18 protein-coding genes are annotated in these 15464 nt (G+C 64.7%); 11 read left to right on the forward strand and 7 right to left on the reverse strand.

The window, feature by feature from the left end:
• From V6B08_RS12700 to V6B08_RS12715, 4 genes are read right to left on the reverse strand one after another with little or no spacing between them, the layout of a single operon-like run.
• A complete protein-coding gene (locus V6B08_RS12700; RefSeq protein WP_341981281.1) occupies positions 1 to 870 on the reverse strand; it encodes an MBL fold metallo-hydrolase in 870 nt (289 codons plus the stop codon).
• A 9-nt stretch (positions 871 to 879) separates the two neighbouring features.
• Positions 880 to 1401 (reverse strand): response regulator, encoded by a 522-nt coding sequence (locus V6B08_RS12705; protein WP_341981283.1) that lies wholly within the window; start codon positions 1399 to 1401, stop codon positions 880 to 882.
• 40 nt (positions 1402 to 1441) lie between these two features.
• On the reverse strand, positions 1442 to 1966 hold the full coding sequence (locus V6B08_RS12710; RefSeq protein WP_341981285.1) for a hypothetical protein: 525 nt from the start codon (positions 1964 to 1966) through the stop codon (positions 1442 to 1444).
• A gap of 3 nt (positions 1967 to 1969) precedes the next feature.
• The gene (locus V6B08_RS12715; protein ID WP_341981287.1) at positions 1970 to 2923 is read right to left on the reverse strand and encodes an SPOR domain-containing protein; all 954 of its coding nucleotides are present in this window, start codon (positions 2921 to 2923) and stop codon (positions 1970 to 1972) included.
• A gap of 122 nt (positions 2924 to 3045) precedes the next feature.
• On the opposite strand from V6B08_RS12715, the gene V6B08_RS12720 reads away from it, so the two are divergent.
• The 11 genes from V6B08_RS12720 (at position 3046) to V6B08_RS12770 (ending at position 13695) form a co-directional block, all read left to right on the forward strand.
• Positions 3046 to 3849: a YdcF family protein gene (locus V6B08_RS12720; RefSeq protein WP_341981288.1), complete on the forward strand. Its 804-nt coding sequence runs from the start codon at positions 3046 to 3048 to the stop codon at positions 3847 to 3849.
• 59 nt (positions 3850 to 3908) lie between these two features.
• A complete protein-coding gene (locus V6B08_RS12725; protein ID WP_341981291.1) occupies positions 3909 to 5150 on the forward strand; it encodes a lytic murein transglycosylase in 1242 nt (413 codons plus the stop codon).
• A 5-nt stretch (positions 5151 to 5155) separates the two neighbouring features.
• On the forward strand, positions 5156 to 5518 hold the full coding sequence (locus V6B08_RS12730) for a DUF1304 domain-containing protein (RefSeq protein WP_341981293.1): 363 nt from the start codon (positions 5156 to 5158) through the stop codon (positions 5516 to 5518).
• 146 nt (positions 5519 to 5664) lie between these two features.
• Positions 5665 to 6786: a septal ring lytic transglycosylase RlpA family protein gene (locus V6B08_RS12735; RefSeq protein WP_341981294.1), complete on the forward strand. Its 1122-nt coding sequence runs from the start codon at positions 5665 to 5667 to the stop codon at positions 6784 to 6786.
• Positions 6764 to 7948 (forward strand): D-alanyl-D-alanine carboxypeptidase family protein, encoded by a 1185-nt coding sequence (locus tag V6B08_RS12740; protein ID WP_341981296.1) that lies wholly within the window; start codon positions 6764 to 6766, stop codon positions 7946 to 7948. The genes V6B08_RS12735 and V6B08_RS12740 overlap by 23 nt, the downstream gene beginning before the upstream one ends.
• Positions 7945 to 8598, forward strand: coding sequence for a dTMP kinase (gene tmk, locus V6B08_RS12745; RefSeq protein WP_341981298.1), 654 nt, complete (start codon positions 7945 to 7947; stop codon positions 8596 to 8598). The genes V6B08_RS12740 and tmk overlap by 4 nt, the downstream gene beginning before the upstream one ends.
• On the forward strand, positions 8595 to 9746 hold the full coding sequence (locus tag V6B08_RS12750; protein WP_341981300.1) for a DNA polymerase III subunit delta': 1152 nt from the start codon (positions 8595 to 8597) through the stop codon (positions 9744 to 9746). Before tmk ends, V6B08_RS12750 begins: the two co-directional genes overlap by 4 nt.
• A 7-nt stretch (positions 9747 to 9753) precedes the next feature.
• Entirely contained in the window at positions 9754 to 10515 is a 762-nt protein-coding gene (locus tag V6B08_RS12755) for a Crp/Fnr family transcriptional regulator (protein ID WP_341981302.1), read from the forward strand.
• Between the two features lie 159 nt (positions 10516 to 10674).
• Positions 10675 to 11643 (forward strand): tripartite tricarboxylate transporter substrate binding protein, encoded by a 969-nt coding sequence (locus V6B08_RS12760; protein ID WP_341981306.1) that lies wholly within the window; start codon positions 10675 to 10677, stop codon positions 11641 to 11643.
• Between the two features lie 65 nt (positions 11644 to 11708).
• Entirely contained in the window at positions 11709 to 12179 is a 471-nt protein-coding gene (locus V6B08_RS12765; RefSeq protein WP_341981308.1) for a tripartite tricarboxylate transporter TctB family protein, read from the forward strand.
• Positions 12180 to 12195: 16 nt separating this feature from the next.
• On the forward strand, positions 12196 to 13695 hold the full coding sequence (locus V6B08_RS12770) for a tripartite tricarboxylate transporter permease (protein ID WP_341981309.1): 1500 nt from the start codon (positions 12196 to 12198) through the stop codon (positions 13693 to 13695).
• Here the strand turns inward: V6B08_RS12770 and V6B08_RS12775 are convergent.
• Genes V6B08_RS12775 through V6B08_RS12785 form a run of 3 tightly spaced genes read right to left on the reverse strand, consistent with a single transcriptional unit; the run spans position 13664 to position 15464 of the window.
• Positions 13664 to 14272, reverse strand: a complete 609-nt coding sequence (locus V6B08_RS12775) for a ferric reductase-like transmembrane domain-containing protein (protein ID WP_341981311.1) — start codon at positions 14270 to 14272, stop codon at positions 13664 to 13666. The genes V6B08_RS12770 and V6B08_RS12775 overlap by 32 nt on opposite strands.
• A 23-nt stretch (positions 14273 to 14295) precedes the next feature.
• Positions 14296 to 15105: an alpha/beta fold hydrolase gene (locus V6B08_RS12780; protein WP_341981313.1), complete on the reverse strand. Its 810-nt coding sequence runs from the start codon at positions 15103 to 15105 to the stop codon at positions 14296 to 14298.
• Positions 15105 to 15464, reverse strand: a complete 360-nt coding sequence (locus V6B08_RS12785; RefSeq protein ID WP_341981315.1) for a hotdog family protein — start codon at positions 15462 to 15464, stop codon at positions 15105 to 15107. The genes V6B08_RS12780 and V6B08_RS12785 overlap by 1 nt, the downstream gene beginning before the upstream one ends.

The following is a 15464-nucleotide window of genomic DNA, read 5'->3' on the forward strand; positions in this document are numbered from 1 at the left end:
TTAATGTGGACCCGGCAGGATCACCACTGTCGGCTTCGGCGGCAGGGTGGGGCGGCCGACCTGGATGAAATTCCTGTCGCTGAGCGTCACCGCATGGGTATCGCGGAGCTGGGACAGAAAGCGCTCCAGGGTGTGATCGCCGAAATAGTGCATCGGGATCACCAGCGGTGCCTTCAACTGCCGGATAACTTCCACCATTTCGGTCTGGTTCAGCGTATAGCCGCCATCCACCGGCACCAGCACCACGTCGATGCGGCCCATATCGGCGAGATGGCCGGGCTCCAGGCGGTGATGCAGATGGCCGAGATGGGCGATGCAGATATCCGCCACATCGAAGATGAAGATGGAGTTGCCATCGTATTCGGTGCCGCCGCCCCAGTTGCGGATATTGGTCGGCACGTTGCGTACCCGCAGATCCTTGTAGGCGAGATTGTGCCGCGCCGGCTTGCCGTCATAAGGCCAGCCGCGCAGCAGATGCTTGATGCCCGGATCGGGATTGTTGGTGAAATGCGTCGTGTGCGCGTGGTTCATCGTCGCGATGTCCGGCGTCACATCAGGCCGCAGATAGTCGTTGTAGTCGGTGGCGGCGGTGGCGCCGCCCGGCGTCTCGATCAGGAACGTGGCGTGGCCGACGAAGGTGATCCGCACCTGGCCCTGGGGCGGCGCGGGGCGCAGGCCCTGGCTGCGCTCCTGGGCGAGTTGGAAGTGTAGGGCGCCAGCGGGTGTCAGGCTGGGGCGGAAGCTGGCGGGTTGCAGGAAGTTAGGCGAGGCATTCGCCACGGCGCCAAGGCAGGCTGCCCATGCCGCCCCCGATAGACCGCTGCCGAGCAAGACCAGGAAGGCGACAAGCAGGGCGACGGCAGGGGGCATCTCAGGACCTCAGGTCTTGGGGGGCGTGATCCACGGATTGCGGCCAAGCTTGCGTTGGCCTGTCTGATCTTCGTCGCGACGGCCTGGATTATCCAGCGTTTTCCTGCGCCGCCGGTCGGGTCCGGTATACTCCTTGGTCTTCACAAATGCGCGAGGCCGGTTCAGCACCTGGTCCAGGCAGCGCAGCAGCGCCTCCGGCATTACCGGTTTCACCAGCACATCGTTGCAGCCGGCGCTCACGGCCTCGCTCACCAGTGTCCCCTCGGCATGGGCGGTTACCAGCACGAAGGGCACCATCGGGTTGGTGAGGCCTTCATGGCGGCGGATCATCTTCAGCAGGGTGAGGCCGGTCACGAGGCCAAGCTGCTGGTCGCAAAGCAGCAGATCGTAGGCGGTTTCCTTCAGGTCGGCGATCGCCGCTTCGGCATCACGAACCCGCGACACGCGGCTGTAGCCGAGCGCGTTGAGCATCGCCGTAATAGTGACGGCGGTGCCATCGTGATCTTCCACTAATAAGATACGTAGCGGCACGGTTAGTCTCGCAACTCCGGGGTCTCGTCGTTATGCGATGCTAGCGGCAGATCGGAATTTCCGTCACCAGCAGGCTTTGCTGCAGCTTGGCGTAATATTTGAAACCGGGCCAGCCATCAGTCTTGATCCGCTCTACCACATCATAGGCGGCTTTGCACACGCCGGCATCGACTTCCGGCGCAGCGCGCGTAGCAATGGAGGCATCGTTATCCCACTGCTCTTGTTGCGTGCGTTTGGGGTAAAGACGCTTGATCGCGGTGCTGCGCAGGGTCACCGCACCGCGCAATTGTTCGCCGTTTTCCTGGTCAAATTTGTACCAGCTATCCAGGGCAGCCTGGCCGTTCGGGTCGATACGGGCACAGCGCCGCAGGGTCTCGCGCAACGCCAGGCCAGCCCGCACCTCGGCTTCGGCCTCGGCTTCCTTGTCGTTGAAGCAATAGCGATTGCGCACGGCCCCCTGCTGGCCGCCCGGCTGGCCTTGTGCCAGGGCATCTCCGGCCTGGATCAGGGCAAGCAGGCCCAGCAACCCCAGCAGCCCTGGCCGGAAAATAAAGCGGCGGACCATGCCTTAGCCGGCAGCGCCTTCCAGCTTGCGCAGGATGCGGCAATCCTTGCCGGCGGCGATCACAGCGCGGCAGAAATCCGCCGTGGCGCCGGCATCGGTGAAATCGCCGGCCAGCACGCGCACGAAGCGGCCATGCTCGGGCACCTCGATCAGCTTCATATGCATGGCGGCGCCGGCATGGCGCTCGCCCAGCTTGGCGCGCAGGTCGGCCCACAGCTTCTCGGCTTCTTCCGGCGTACGGGTGGAGGCGATATGCGCCTCATAGCGTGCCGTGCTGGCGGTGCGCTGCAGCAACTGGCGTTCGCTGGCGACGATGCCGTCGAAGCCATGCACCTGGCGCGGCATGCCGGCCGGGGCTGCCGGCGTGGGAGCGGCCATGCGTTGCGGCGCCGGCGCTGGAGTTGGGGCAGGTGCGGGGGCGGCGGCAGGCATCGGCACCGGGGTTGGCTGAGTCATGCGCTGCGGCGATTGTGCCGGTGCCGAGGCCGGCATGCTGCGTGGCTGCACTACGTTGCCGGACGAGCCGGGTGAGATGATGCCGGGCGCATTGGCCGGATCGAAGCTCGGCATCGTGTTCTGTGCCGGCGAGGGATAGCGCATCGCCGGGCCGGGCACCGGCTGGGTGCCGGAGGGGGCACGCATGGCGGGTGGTGTGGTGAGCGGGGTTGGCGCATTGGAGCGGCGGCCGCTCGGGGTCGGCACCTCGTTCTCGTTGGTCACGGCAAGGCGCTGCGGCGGCTGCTGCGGTTCGGGCAGGGCTGCCGGCACCACGGCGACCTGCTGCGGGCTGAGATACTGGCCCAGCGGCTGCCGTGCATCGGCACTCGCCACCCGCACCGCTACAGCGCGCGGCGTGCCATCGCTTGCCGGCAGATCGTTCACGGCGGCAATGCCAAAGACGCCGGTGGAGGCGATCACGGCGATGCCGAAAGTGGCGGCGGCAGTAGGAAGCGACATGGCAGGCTCCAGACATAATGATGGTCCCGGTCCATGAAGCTAATTCAGGGGTAGGGGCCACGTTGCGGCGCAAATTAATAAAAGGTTAGCATTTCGCTCCGATTCCCGCCACGGCCAACCTGATGTCGGCGATCCTTACCAAACTGCTCTGGCCCATCCTCAATCCCACCGCGCTGCTGCTGGGCCTTTTGCTGCTCGGCGGTCTGGGGTGGGTTTTCGGTGCCCTGCTGCCGCTTAAAGTGGAACAGGCGGCGCGGCGGCTGCTCGGCTTGGCCCTTGTCGCCCTGCTGCTGGTGCTGCTGGTACCGTGGCACTGGGCGATACGGCCCCTGGAAGATTATTTCCCGCAGCCCGACTTGCCGGCCCAGGTGGATGGCATCCTGGTGCTAAGCGGGGCGGAACGGCCCCTGCTGACGGCAGCGCGCGGCCAGCCGCAGGTGAATGGCAGTGCCGAGCGGCTGTTTGCCTTCCTTGCCCTGTCCCGGCGCTATCCCGAGGCACGGCTGGTTTTCAGTGGCGCTGGTATTACCAGCGATACCGGCGGTGTGGCCGAAGCTGATGTCGCGGCCACGATTCTCGCCGATGCCGGCCTCGACATGAGCCGGCTGGAAGTCGAAAAGCTTTCCCGCAACACGGCGGAGAATGCGCGGCTGAGTTACGATCTGGTGAAACCGCAACCAGGAGAAACCTGGATCGTGGTCACTTCTGCGTTTCACATGCCGCGTGCCGTCGCTTGTTTCCAGGCAGTGGGCTGGCCGGTGTTGCCCTATCCGGTGGATTACGTCACGATGGGTGCAACTGAGACTTGGGGCTGGTTTGATCCGCTCTGGAGCTTGCAGAGCCTTAATCTTGCCACACGGGAATGGCTTGGTCTGGCCGTGTATCGCATGCTGGGGCATACCCGGGGCCTGTTGCCGGAACGCTAGATTGTTTCGCTGCCCTGGGTTATGCCGTCTCGGCAGTTTGTAATTGGTGGAGTTGAGCGATGATTGCAGGGCGGAAACTGGACCGGTTGAAGGGTGTTTCGCGGCTTGCTCTGGCCTGTCTATTGGTCAGTGGCGTGATGGCCTGCGGTGACAGCCGCTCCGACCGTATCCAGGCACGCAATGAAGCCGCCGCCGCACAAGCGCGTGGCACCGAAGCCAAGCCTGCAGAGGCGGCGCCGAGCAACAGCGCTGCTGCCGCCCGCCCGGCCGAAACCACCGCGCAGCGTCCCGCCACCGCACCAGCCCCTGTAGCGGCGCCACCGGCCCAGGAAGCCCGCCTGCCGGCCACTTTCGATCGCGCCAGTTTCCAGAAATTCCTTGAAGATCTGCGCCAGGAAGCGCTTGGCAAGGGCATCAAGCCGGCGGTGGTGACGCAGGCGCTGACCAATGTCGAGCCGGTGGCGCGCGTGCTGGAGCGCGACCGCAACCAGGCCGAATTCAAGATCGACTTTGCCACCTACCGCGACCGCGTGATCACGCCGGCCAATGTCGAGCGTGGCCGCCGCCTGCGCGACCAGCACCGCGAGTTGCTGGGGCAGGTGGCACAGCGCTATGGCGTGCAGGCCCGCTTCATCCTGGCCATCTGGGGTATCGAAACCCGCTATGGTGCGGTGAAGGCCGATGTGCCGCTGTTCAATTCCCTGGCCACGCTGGCCTATGACCAGCGCCGCGCGGCTTTCTTCCGTAATGAGTTGTTTGCCGCGCTGCAGATGCTGGATCGCGGCTATATCGATTACCCCAGCATGAAGGGCTCCTGGGCCGGCGCCATGGGCCAGCCGCAATTCATGCCGTCGAGCTATCTTGCCTATGCCGAGGATTTCGACGGCGATGGCAAGCGCGACATCTGGAACAATCAGGCCGATACATTCGCCTCGATTGCCAATTATCTCGCCAAGCATAGCTGGTCCTCGGCCCAGACCTGGGGCCGCGACGTGAAACTGCCGCCGGGCTTTCAGGCTCGTTTAGGTGAATTCGCCCGCGAGGGCCGCTCTGGCTGCCGTGCCATCGACCAGATGACGCGCGACCTGCCCTTGAGCGAATGGGCGCGGCTTGGCGTGCGGCGCGGCGATGGCGGCGAATTGCCGAAGGTGAATCTTACCGGCGCCCTGGTGCAGCCCGATGGCGCCAATGGCCCCACTTTCCTGGTCTATGCCAATTACCGCTCGGTGCTGCGCTATAACTGCGCCCACCATTATGCGCTCACCGTCAGCATGCTGGCGGATCGCATCGAAGGGCCGTAACCGGTATGGCGCTGCTGGCAACCATCCTCACGGCCCTGGTTGCTGCGCTGCATGCCTGGTTCCTGGTACTGGAGATGTTTCTCTGGACCAGGCCGCTGGGCCTCAAGACCTTCCGCAACACGCCCGAGCGCGCCGCCGAGACGGCCGTGCTGGCGGCCAACCAGGGCCTCTATAACGGTTTCCTGGTCGCCGGCCTGGTCTGGGGCCTGCTGCACCCGGTGCCGGAGGTGGCGCTGCAGCTCAAGACCTTCTTCCTGCTTTGCGTCATCGTTGCCGGGGTCTATGGCGCCATCAGCTTCAGCCGCCGCATCCTGTTCGTGCAGGCGCTGCCGGCCGCGCTCGCCCTGGCAGTGGTGTGGCTGGCCTGAACGGGGCCGAAATCCGCCAAGCGCGCCAGCCACTCCTGGGAACCGCGCCAGCGTAACCTTTCTCTCATCATTGGCAGGCTAAATTCAGTCTCTCGCAGCGCTTTCACGAATCGCCCGCGATAGGCTAGATTTCACAAGATATAGCCATGCCGCAGAAACACGACGCCATAGCTGGGTTCCATCCCGGCGCCACTGCTCCGGCCAAGGGCCTGCGGTTAACCATGTTTCTGGTGCTGGCCGGGCTGGGCCTGACCGGCTGCGCCGAGACCCAGCTTGTCGCGCATGCGACCAAGAGCGTGGTGCGTCCGGACCCGACGCCGCCGGTTTCGGCCCCGGCCGGACGCGGCACCGGCATCTACAAGGTGGGGAACCCGTACCAGATCAACGGCGTCTGGTATTACCCCAAGGAAGACCCGAATTACGACGAGACCGGCATCGGCTCCTGGTATGGCGAGCAGTTCCATGGTCGCGCCACCGCCAACGGTGAAATCTTCGACATGAACGAGGTGACGGCGGCCCATACCACGCTGCCGATGCCCTCGCTGGTGCGCGTCACCAACCTGGAGAATGGCCGCTCCATCGTGGTGCGCGTCAATGATCGCGGGCCGTATGTGAATAGCCGCGTGATCGATCTGTCGCGCCGCTCGGCGCAGCTTCTCGGCTATGACCGCCAGGGCACCGCCAAGGTGCGGGTACAGTATATCGGCCCGGCACCGCTGGCCGATGGTTCCGTCGCCGTCGCTTCGGCCGCGGCCCAGCGCAGCGGCAACGAGGAGCGGCCTGCGGCTTCGCCGCGCGGTGCCGTGGTGTCCGAAGCCCTGGCGCCGCCGCCCAGCCCGCGCGGTAATAACGCAGCGCGCAACAGTTCCAGCCCGAATGTGGTGGATGCCGCCACCAGCAGCCAGCCCAGTTCGGTGCAGATCATGGCCACAGCCAATCAAGGCCAGGCTGCAGCACCGGCGGCCGGCAACACGCCGCGCGCCAATCCCAGTGCCGAATTGGCACGCCAGCCGGTGCAGACCGTGTCGGTGCCCGGCGCCAAGAACATCTACGTTCAGGTCGGCGCCTTCACCCAGCATGAGAATGCCAGCCGTGCCGCGGCAGCACTCTCGAATTACGGCCGCGTCGGCATTTCCTCGCGCGTCGTGAATAATCAGGAATTCTTCCGTGTCCGCCTTGGGCCGTTCGATCAGGTATCCTCTGCCGATACGGCGCTGCAGCAGATGCTTTCGATTGGACAGACCAATGCGCGTATCGTTGTCGAATAAGCTCGCCGCCACTGCGGCCTTTGCGGTTTCACTGCTGTTTGCCGCGCCCCAGGCGCAGGCGCAGATCGGCCAGGTCGATACCCTGGCACGGCAGATGCTGCTGATTGACGCCGAAACCGGTGCGGTGATCTTCGAGAAGGGCAGCGAGGAGCGGATGCCGCCATCCTCGATGTCGAAGCTGATGACCGCCTATATGGTGTTCGAGCAGCTCGCCAGCGGCAAGCTGCGCATGGACGATGTCTTCCCGGTATCGGAGAAGGCCTGGCGCATGCAGGGCTCGAAGATGTTCGTGCATGTTGGCGACCGCGTGCGGGTGGAAGACCTGCTGCGTGGCGTGATCATCCAATCGGGCAACGATGCCTGCATCGTGCTGGCGGAGGGCATTGCCGGCAGCGAGGAACGCTTCGCCGAGATGATGAACGAGAAGGCGAAGCAGATCGGCTTGCATAACAGCGTGTTCCGCAATGCCTCCGGCTGGCCCGACCCCGAGCATGTGATGACGGCGCGCGATCTCGCCACCCTGGCGCAGCAGATCATCAACCGCTTCCCGCAATATTACCATTTCTACTCCGAGAAGGATTACACCTACGGCATTGATCCGATCAGCAAGCGGCCGATCAAGCAGGGCAACCGCAATCCGCTGCTGTACAAGGAAATCGGCGCCGATGGCCTCAAGACCGGCCATACCGAAGCTGCCGGCTACGGTCTCACGGCTTCCGCCAAGCGCGGTGACCGCCGCCTGATCCTGGTGGTGAACGGCCTCAAGAGCATGAACGAGCGGTCGCGCGAGGCAGAGCGGCTGCTCGAGATCGGCTTCCGCGAGTATGACACCTACAAGCTGTTCACCGCCGGCAGCACGGTTGAGGAAGCCGATGTCTGGCTCGGCGAGCAGGCCAAGGTGCCGCTGGTGATCAAAGACAGCCTTGCCGTGACCATGGCGCGGCGCAGCCGCACCGGCATGAAAGTGGTGGTGCGCTACGAGAACCCGATTGCCGCGCCGATCGTGCAGGGCGCGCCGCTTGGCACGCTGCTGATCACCGCGCCGGAAATGCAGCCCATCGAAGTGCCGCTGCTGGCTGGTGCCTCGGTGCCGCAGCTTGGTTTTGGTGGCCGCATTTCGGCGGCCCTCAGCCATCTGCTCTGGGGCGCGGGCAAGAAGTGACCCTCAAGGCGGGCCGTTTCGTCACGCTCGAAGGCGGCGAAGGCGCCGGCAAATCCACCCAGATCAAGCTTCTGGTGGCGAAACTACAATCCCTCGGGTTCGAGGTGGTGCAGACGCGCGAGCCGGGTGGCACGCCGGGCGCCGAAGCGATCCGCGGCCTGCTGGTGACCGGCGATGTCGCGCGCTGGGAAGCCGATACCGAAGCCCTGCTGCATTATGCTGCCCGTGCCGAACATGTCGCCAAGACGGTAAAGCCGGCCCTGGCGCGCGGCGCCTGGGTGATTTCCGACCGTTTCGCCGATAGCACCATGGCCTACCAGGGCTATGCCGGGCAGGTGGGGCGCGAACGCATCGCAGCCCTGCACAAGCTGGTGCTCGGCGAGTTCCAGCCCGATCTCACCCTGATCCTGGATCTGCCGGTGCAGGAAGGTCTGCGCCGCGCCGGGGCGCGCGCCAATGCCACAGGCAGCACAGAGGACCGCTACGAGCGCATGGGACTGCCGTTCCATGAAGCGCTGCGCGCTGCGTTCCTGGATATCGCCAGGCGCGAGCCGGAGCGTTGCCGGGTGGTGGATGCCGCCGGCGGCCCCGACAGCGTTGCCGCGGCACTATGGGCAGCGCTCGCGGCCCGGTTTAATCTCGCCGCATGAGCGGCTTCGATACCAAGGACTTCACCTCCTGGGGACCACGCCACGCGGCGCACCTGGTCGGGCATGCGGCTGCCGAGGCCACTTTGCTCGAAGCCTGGAGTTCCGGCCGTCTGCCCCATGCCTGGATGATCACCGGGCCGCGCGGCGTCGGCAAGGCAACGCTGGCCTTCCGCTTCGCGCGCTTCCTTCTGGTCAATGGCATTGCCGGCACTGCCGCCGATGACGGCCCGAGCCTGTTCGGCGATCCGCCGCCCTTGCCGAAATCGCTGCATGTAGCCGAAGAACACCCGGTATTTCACCGTGTCGCCAGCTTCGGCCATGCCGATCTGATCACCGTGGAGCGGAGTTGGGACGACAAGAACGACCGCTGGCGCGGCGAGATCGTGGTGCCCGATGTGCGTGCCGTGATCGAGCGTTTCGGCAAGACCGCGGCTGAGGGCGGCTACCGCGTCTGCATCGTCGATGCCGCCGATGACATGAATACCAATGCCGCCAACGCGCTGCTGAAGATCCTGGAAGAACCGCCGCCGAACGCGGTGCTGCTGCTGATCAGCCATGCGCCGGGCAGCCTGCTGCCGACCATCCGTTCGCGCTGCCGCCGCCTGGCTCTGCAACCGCTGGAAGATGGCGCAATGCGCCAAGCCCTGCATGGCCTGCTGCCTGATCTTTCGGATGCCGAACGTCACGGCCTTGTGGTGGCGGCGGAAGGCTCGCCGGGCCGCGCCATGGCGCTGGGTGCCCAGGGGGGCCTGGACCTGCTCCGTGAACTGCTCGATCTCATCGCCGGCCTGCCGAAGCCGGATGGCCAGAAGTTGCATGGCCTGGGCGACAAGCTCGGCCGTGCCTCCGGCGCGGAGAGTTTCCGTGTCATGATCGACCTGTTCCGCTGGTGGCTGGCCCGCCTGGTGCGGGCTGCGGCGGCCGGCAAGGTCGGCGGCGGCGCCTGGTCGGAACTGTTTCAGGGCGAGGCGGCGCTGGCGGCAAGACTGGCTTCCTGGCAGGCGCCTGACCGCTGGGCCGAGGATTGGGAGAGCATCGGCCGCTTGCTGGATCGCGGGGAATCGGTCAATCTCGACCGCAAGCAGTTATTATTAAACCTATTCGCGATTCTGGGCCGGGCTGCGGAAGCGGCTACGGCGCGGCGCTGAGGGGGCTATGGTCGTCAAGACCGATCCAGGACGGAGCGAAGGCAAGTCTCGCGCGGCGACGACGCAGCGCGACTCGCTGGAATCGATTCCCTTGCTGCAATCGCTCTCGCCTGCGGCGCGGGAGGAGGTGGAGCGTGCCTGCCAATGGCGCCGCCTTGCTGCCGGCGAACAGATCGTCGACCGCAATTCCGATAGCCGCGACGTCTATTTTGTCGTCGAGGGCAATGTCGAGGTGATCAACTATTCCGGCAACGGGCGCGAGATTTCCTATGCCACGGTGCCAGCCGGCGGCTATTTCGGCGAACTTGCCGCCATTGACGGCGAGCGCCGCTCGGCCAGCGTTGTCGCCGTTACCGCCTGCCGCCTCGCCGCGATGCCGCCGAAGGCTTTCGAGGCCTTGCTGGCGCGCTCGCCGCAGGTGGCGCTGGATGTGATGCGGCGCATGGCGCGCATCATCCGCGCCAACAATGAAAAGATCATGGATCTCGCCACGCTCGGCGCGATCCAGCGCGTGCACCGCGAGTTGATCAACCTGTCGCGCCGCGATCCGGTGAATCCCACCGGCTGGTTGATCTATCCGATGCCGAAGCAGCATGAGATCGCGCGCCGTGCCGCCACCACGCGCGAGACGGTGGCGCGCGTGCTGGGTCAGCTCATGGATGGCGGTCTGATTCAGCGCAAGGACAAGACCTATTACCTGACCGACCGCTCGGTGCTGGAGCAGTCGGTGGCGCGCATGGATGCGCGCCATGCCGATCCGACCACCTAATATCCCGCTTGCTATCGCTTGAAATGACGCATGCGGCTTTCGCCGCGAGGCGCCACACATCCCATTGACCTGCCATCTTATATACTAGATAGTAATTCGTGGACGGTACGGGCGACACAAGCCCGGCCGCGGAGGAGACGACAAGCAGGAGGGATAGCCATGCGTGGCTTCAAGACGTTTATGACCGGTCTGCTGGCCGGCGCAGCAATGCTCGCTGCCGGTGCGGCCCAGGCGTTTCCGGATCGCCCGATCACCATGATCGTGCCCTGGGGCGCGGGCGGCGGCACCGATGCCACGGCGCGCATCATCGCCAGCCTGATGGAAAAGGAACTGAAGCAGCCGATCAACGTGGTCAACCGCACCGGCGGCAGCGGCGTGGTCGGCCATTCCGCCATCGCCCAGGCGCCGGCCGATGGCTACACCATCGGCATGATCACGGTCGAAATCGCCATGATGCATTGGCAGGGCCTCACCGAGCTCAACCCGACCTCCTACACGCCGATTGCGCTGGTGAATGCCGATCCCGCCGGCGTGCAGGTGCCAGCCGATGCCCCTTACAAGACGGTCAACGAACTGCTGGCCGCGATCAAGGCCAATCCGGGCAAGATGAAGGCGTCGGGCACCGGCCAGGGCGGCATCTGGCATCTCGCCATCGCCGGCCTGCTGCGCGACCAGAAGATCGATCCGGCCAGCGTGCCGTGGGTGCCGAGCAACGGCGCTGCGCCGGGCTTGCAGGACATGATTGCCGGTGGCGTGCAGCTCGCGCCGGTGTCGCTGCCCGAGGCACGCGCGCTGATCGATGCCGGCAAGGTCAAGAGCCTTGCCATCATGGATGCCAAGCCCTCGGCGCTTTATCCCAACGTGCCGACGCTGAAGAGCGCCACCGGCAGCGACTGGACGATGGCTGCCTGGCGCGGCATTGCGGCGCCCAAGGGGATTCCGAAGGAAGCCGCCGACAAGCTGCTGACGGCCCTGAAGAAGGTGCATGACGGCAAGGAGTTCAACGACTTCATGGCGCAGCGCGGCTTCGGCGTGATCTGGGCCGGGCCGGATGACTTCGCCAAGTTCATGGCCAAGTCCGACAAGGACATGGGCGAAGTGATGAAGGCGGTCGGTATCGCCAAGTGAAGTATTGCCGGCGCGGCTACGATGGCCGCGCCGGCTTTTTTCTGCATCCCCCGGGGTGACGATCCATGCGTGTCCATGATGCTTTGAGCGGTGCGCTGCTCGCGCTGCTTGCTGCCGCCGTGTTGATTGCCGTCAGCAAGTATCCCACCATTCCGGGGCAGGAAATCGGCCCCGCCGCGTTTCCGGCGCTGGTTGCTGTGCTGCTGATGGGATGCGGTGGCTTGCTGATCGTCAAAGGGTTGCGCGGGCCGCGCATGCCGCTGGTGCAGGTCGGTGCCTGGGTCGGTTCACCCAGGCATGTGGTGAATTTCCTCGCCGTAATCGGCAGCCTGTTCTTCTATATCCTCTGCGCCGATACGCTCGGCTTCATTCCCACCAGCCTGATCATCCTAGCGGTGCTGTTCTTCGGCTTAGGGGTTCGGCCGGTGATGATTCTGCCGGTGGCCTTTGTCGTCACGCTGATCATCCACACGCTGTTCTACAAGTTCCTGCGCGTGCCGCTGCCTTGGGGGCTGCTGCAAGGCATGATCTGGTAAGCGGAAGGGACGCGCCATGATGCAGAGCACGATGCAGGCCTTCAGCCTGGTGTTCGATCCGTATGTGCTGGTGGTAATGCTGGGGGCCGCGATCTTCGGCCTTGTCGTTGGCGCGATTCCCGGCCTGACCGCCACCATGGCCACTGCCTTGCTGGTGCCGATCACCTTCTTCATGCCGCCGGTGCCGGCGATTGCTGCCATCGTCACCGCCACGGCGATGGCGATTTTCTCCGGTGACATTCCAGGCTGTCTGTTGCGTATTCCCGGCACGCCGGCTTCCGCCGCCTATACCGACGAAGCCTATCAATTGACCCTCAAGGGACAGGCGGAACTGGCGCTCGGCGCTGGCCTGGTTTTCTCCGCCATCGGTGGCCTGTTTGGTACTGCCGTGCTGGTGCTGGCTGCGCCGGCCTTGGCCGAGGTGGCACTGAAATTCTCTTCCTTCGAATATTTCTGGCTCGTCGTGCTCGGCCTCTCCTGTGCCGTGTTCATTGGTAATTCGAGCACTTTGAAAGCTTGCATCTCATTGCTGATTGGCCTGCTGGTTGCCTGCGTCGGCCTGGAAAATCCCGGCGGCTTCCCGCGCTTTACTTTCGGCAACACCGAATTGATGGGCGGCGTCAGCATCATCCCGATGATGGTCGGCATGTTTGCCGTATCGGAGGTGCTGCGCTTCGTGGTCAACATGGATCCGCCGGCACGCCTGGTGGTGAACAAGCTTGGCAATGTATTCAGCGGCATGTGGGACTTGCTGAAGAAGTATCCCGGCGCGCTGCTGCGCGGTTCAACGCTCGGCACCATCATCGGCATTCAGCCGGGTGCGGGTGCTGACATGGCGGCCTGGGTGTCCTATGCCATGAGCAAGAAATTCTCCAAGGAGCCGGAGAAATTCGGCACTGGCCATATCGAGGGCATCGTCGAGTCTGGCGCCGCCAATAATTCGGCGCTGGCGGGCGCCTGGATTCCAGCCTTGGTTTTCGGCATCCCGGGTGACTCGATCACCGCCATCGCGATTGGCGTGCTGTACCTGAAAGGGCTCAACCCCGGCCCGACGCTGTTCCTCAACAACCCGGAAAATGTCTATGCCATTTTCCTGGTTTTCGTCATCGCCAACCTGATCATGATTCCACTCGGCTGGGCGACGATCAAGGCGGCCACCAATATCCTGCGTGTGCCGGGCAATATCCTGATGCCGACCATCCTGCTGTTCTGCATTGTCGGCTCTTTCGCCATCAACAATTCCGTATTCGGTGTTGCCGTGATGCTGTTCTTTGGCGTGCTGGCCTACATCATGGAGGAGAACGGCTTTCCCGTGGCGCCGGCTATCCTTGGCGTGGTGCTGGGGACAATGCTGGAGGAGACATTTGTCACCTCGATGATCAAGTCGAATAACAGCATCTTCGGCTTTTTCGAGCGGCCAATCGCCGCCAGCCTCGGTGTCATAACGTTTACGATCCTGTTCTGGCCGGTAGCGAGCTGGCTGGTCAGGCGGCTGCGGCAGCCTGCCGGCGCCTGAGGCGCCAGGCCCAGAGTTTCAGCCCGATCATAGCGAACAGTAGTGCTACGGCGGCCCAGTAAAGCGGCTTGTCTGGTGCGCGCTTGGCGAAGCTGACCACGAAGGTGCCCCAGATATAGAGCCCGCCGATGGCATGCAGCCGGCGCCAGTTCCGTGGCCCCAGCCAACGCACGGCACGGTCATTCGAGGTCAGGGCCATTAAGGCGATGAAGAGATAGGCGATGGAGCCGAAGCTCTGCGACACCATGTTGCTCTGGGTCGCGAACAGCGCCGGGTCGGCATTCCAGAACACGATGATCGCGTAGAGATGCAGCGCATGCGAGGCGGCGAAGCTCAGGCCCAGGGCACGGCGCTCGCGCAGCAGGCGGCGGGCGAAGGCGCCGGGATATAGCTGCGCCAGCGCCGAGGCCGTATAGGCCAGCAGGAACAGAACAAGTGAAGTGCGGGCAGTTGCGCGGATCGCGACGCGGTAGCCTTCTACCGAGCCGCCATGGCTCCACAGAATGGCAATAGTCATGGCGGTGAGCAGCAGGCTCAGCAGCACGGTAAGGCGCCAGCGGCTTATCCAGATGGGCATGGGCGCTCCTTTTACCAGCCGCCTCAGCGGGCGGGTTCAGGCGCGACGAGTGTAGCAGCGAAGGCGGCTAGGGCGGCGTTGAATTCCGCGTGTTGTTCCAGGTGCGGCATGTGGCCGGAGCGGTCGAGGCACAGGCTGCGGGCATGCGGCAGTGTCGCCACCAGCCATTCGGAGACTTCTGGCGCATAAAGCTGGCTGCCGCCGCCATGAACGACCAGGCAGGGCAGGTCCAGGCGCGGCAGCAGGTCGCGGAAATCCTGTGCTGCCATCGAGGCCCAGAGGGCGGCCATGGTGGCGGGATCATTCTTGACCATCTCGGCGCCGACCCAGTGCTTGAGCGCTGCATCCGGCGCGTGGTGACGGGCGAAGAGATGCGGCAGGGAAGCGGCACTGAAGCCTTTCCAGTCCGCCTGCATCAGCCCGAGCGTGGCGGCATTCTGTGCCGCGTCGAAGCCGCCGCCCAAGCCCAGACGCCAACCGGCATCGGTGCTGATCCGCGCCGTCATGTCCTCGATCACCAGGCCGGCGACGCCGCGCCAGCCATGGCGGCGCAGGTAATCGAACGCCACCATCGCACCCATCGACCAGCCGATCAGCACGGGCCGTTCGACGCGATGCTGGATCAGCATGCCATGCAATGCATCGGCGAGGCCGGCGATGCTCAGGTCGTCGGGCGCCGGGCTCCGGCCATGGCCCGGCAGGTCCGGCAGCAGCAGCCTGAAACGGTCTTGCAATGCCTCGACCTGCGGCGTGAAGAAGCCACCATGGCAGGACCAGCCATGCAGGAAAACCAGCGGCGGGCCAGAGCCGATATCGCGTACATGCATTACCATCAGGCGCCGACATCCTTGATCAGCACCAGGGCGCGGCCTTCGCAATAGCGCGTGCCGTCCGGGCCGGTACAGATGGTGGCGAGGTCGGCCAGATGCTTGTCGGGCCGTAATTGCGTGATCTCGGCGGTTGCCGTCAGCGGCAGGCCGATCGGCGCTGGTGCGAGGAAACGCATTTCCTGCTTGAGATAGTTGGTACCAAACCCCGGCAACTCGACACCCAGCAGATAGGAGAACAGCGCGCCGATCAGCGGTTCGGGCACGCTGGCGGATGCGGCAGCGTTGCCGGCAAGGCCGAGGAAGGTTTGCACATCCGCGACGGAGAAGCTGCGGGTGGTGGTGGCGATATCGCCGACACGCAT

The sequence above is a fragment of the Ferrovibrio sp. MS7 genome (assembly GCF_038404985.1).
Taxonomy (GTDB): Bacteria; Pseudomonadota; Alphaproteobacteria; order Ferrovibrionales; family Ferrovibrionaceae; genus Ferrovibrio; species Ferrovibrio plantarum.

Bases quoted from the DNA above. Each gene is read 5' to 3' on its own strand.
- V6B08_RS12700 (WP_341981281.1), bottom strand. From the start codon at position 870: ATGCCCCCTGCCGTCGCCCTGCTTGTCGCCTTCCTGGTCTTGCTCGGC.
- V6B08_RS12710 (WP_341981285.1), bottom strand. From the start codon at position 1,966: ATGGTCCGCCGCTTTATTTTCCGGCCAGGGCTGCTGGGGTTGCTGGGC.
- V6B08_RS12715 (WP_341981287.1), bottom strand. From the start codon at position 2,923: ATGTCGCTTCCTACTGCCGCCGCCACTTTCGGCATCGCCGTGATCGCC.
- V6B08_RS12720 (WP_341981288.1), top strand. From the start codon at position 3,046: ATGTCGGCGATCCTTACCAAACTGCTCTGGCCCATCCTCAATCCCACC.
- V6B08_RS12725 (WP_341981291.1), top strand. From the start codon at position 3,909: ATGATTGCAGGGCGGAAACTGGACCGGTTGAAGGGTGTTTCGCGGCTT.
- V6B08_RS12730 (WP_341981293.1), top strand. From the start codon at position 5,156: ATGGCGCTGCTGGCAACCATCCTCACGGCCCTGGTTGCTGCGCTGCAT.
- V6B08_RS12735 (WP_341981294.1), top strand. From the start codon at position 5,665: ATGCCGCAGAAACACGACGCCATAGCTGGGTTCCATCCCGGCGCCACT.
- V6B08_RS12740 (WP_341981296.1), top strand. From the start codon at position 6,764: ATGCGCGTATCGTTGTCGAATAAGCTCGCCGCCACTGCGGCCTTTGCG.
- V6B08_RS12750 (WP_341981300.1), top strand. From the start codon at position 8,595: ATGAGCGGCTTCGATACCAAGGACTTCACCTCCTGGGGACCACGCCAC.
- V6B08_RS12755 (WP_341981302.1), top strand. From the start codon at position 9,754: ATGGTCGTCAAGACCGATCCAGGACGGAGCGAAGGCAAGTCTCGCGCG.
- V6B08_RS12760 (WP_341981306.1), top strand. From the start codon at position 10,675: ATGCGTGGCTTCAAGACGTTTATGACCGGTCTGCTGGCCGGCGCAGCA.
- V6B08_RS12765 (WP_341981308.1), top strand. From the start codon at position 11,709: ATGCGTGTCCATGATGCTTTGAGCGGTGCGCTGCTCGCGCTGCTTGCT.
- V6B08_RS12770 (WP_341981309.1), top strand. From the start codon at position 12,196: ATGATGCAGAGCACGATGCAGGCCTTCAGCCTGGTGTTCGATCCGTAT.
- V6B08_RS12775 (WP_341981311.1), bottom strand. From the start codon at position 14,272: ATGCCCATCTGGATAAGCCGCTGGCGCCTTACCGTGCTGCTGAGCCTG.
- V6B08_RS12780 (WP_341981313.1), bottom strand. From the start codon at position 15,105: ATGGTAATGCATGTACGCGATATCGGCTCTGGCCCGCCGCTGGTTTTC.
- V6B08_RS12785 (WP_341981315.1), bottom strand. From the start codon at position 15,464: ATGCGTGTCGGCGATATCGCCACCACCACCCGCAGCTTCTCCGTCGCG.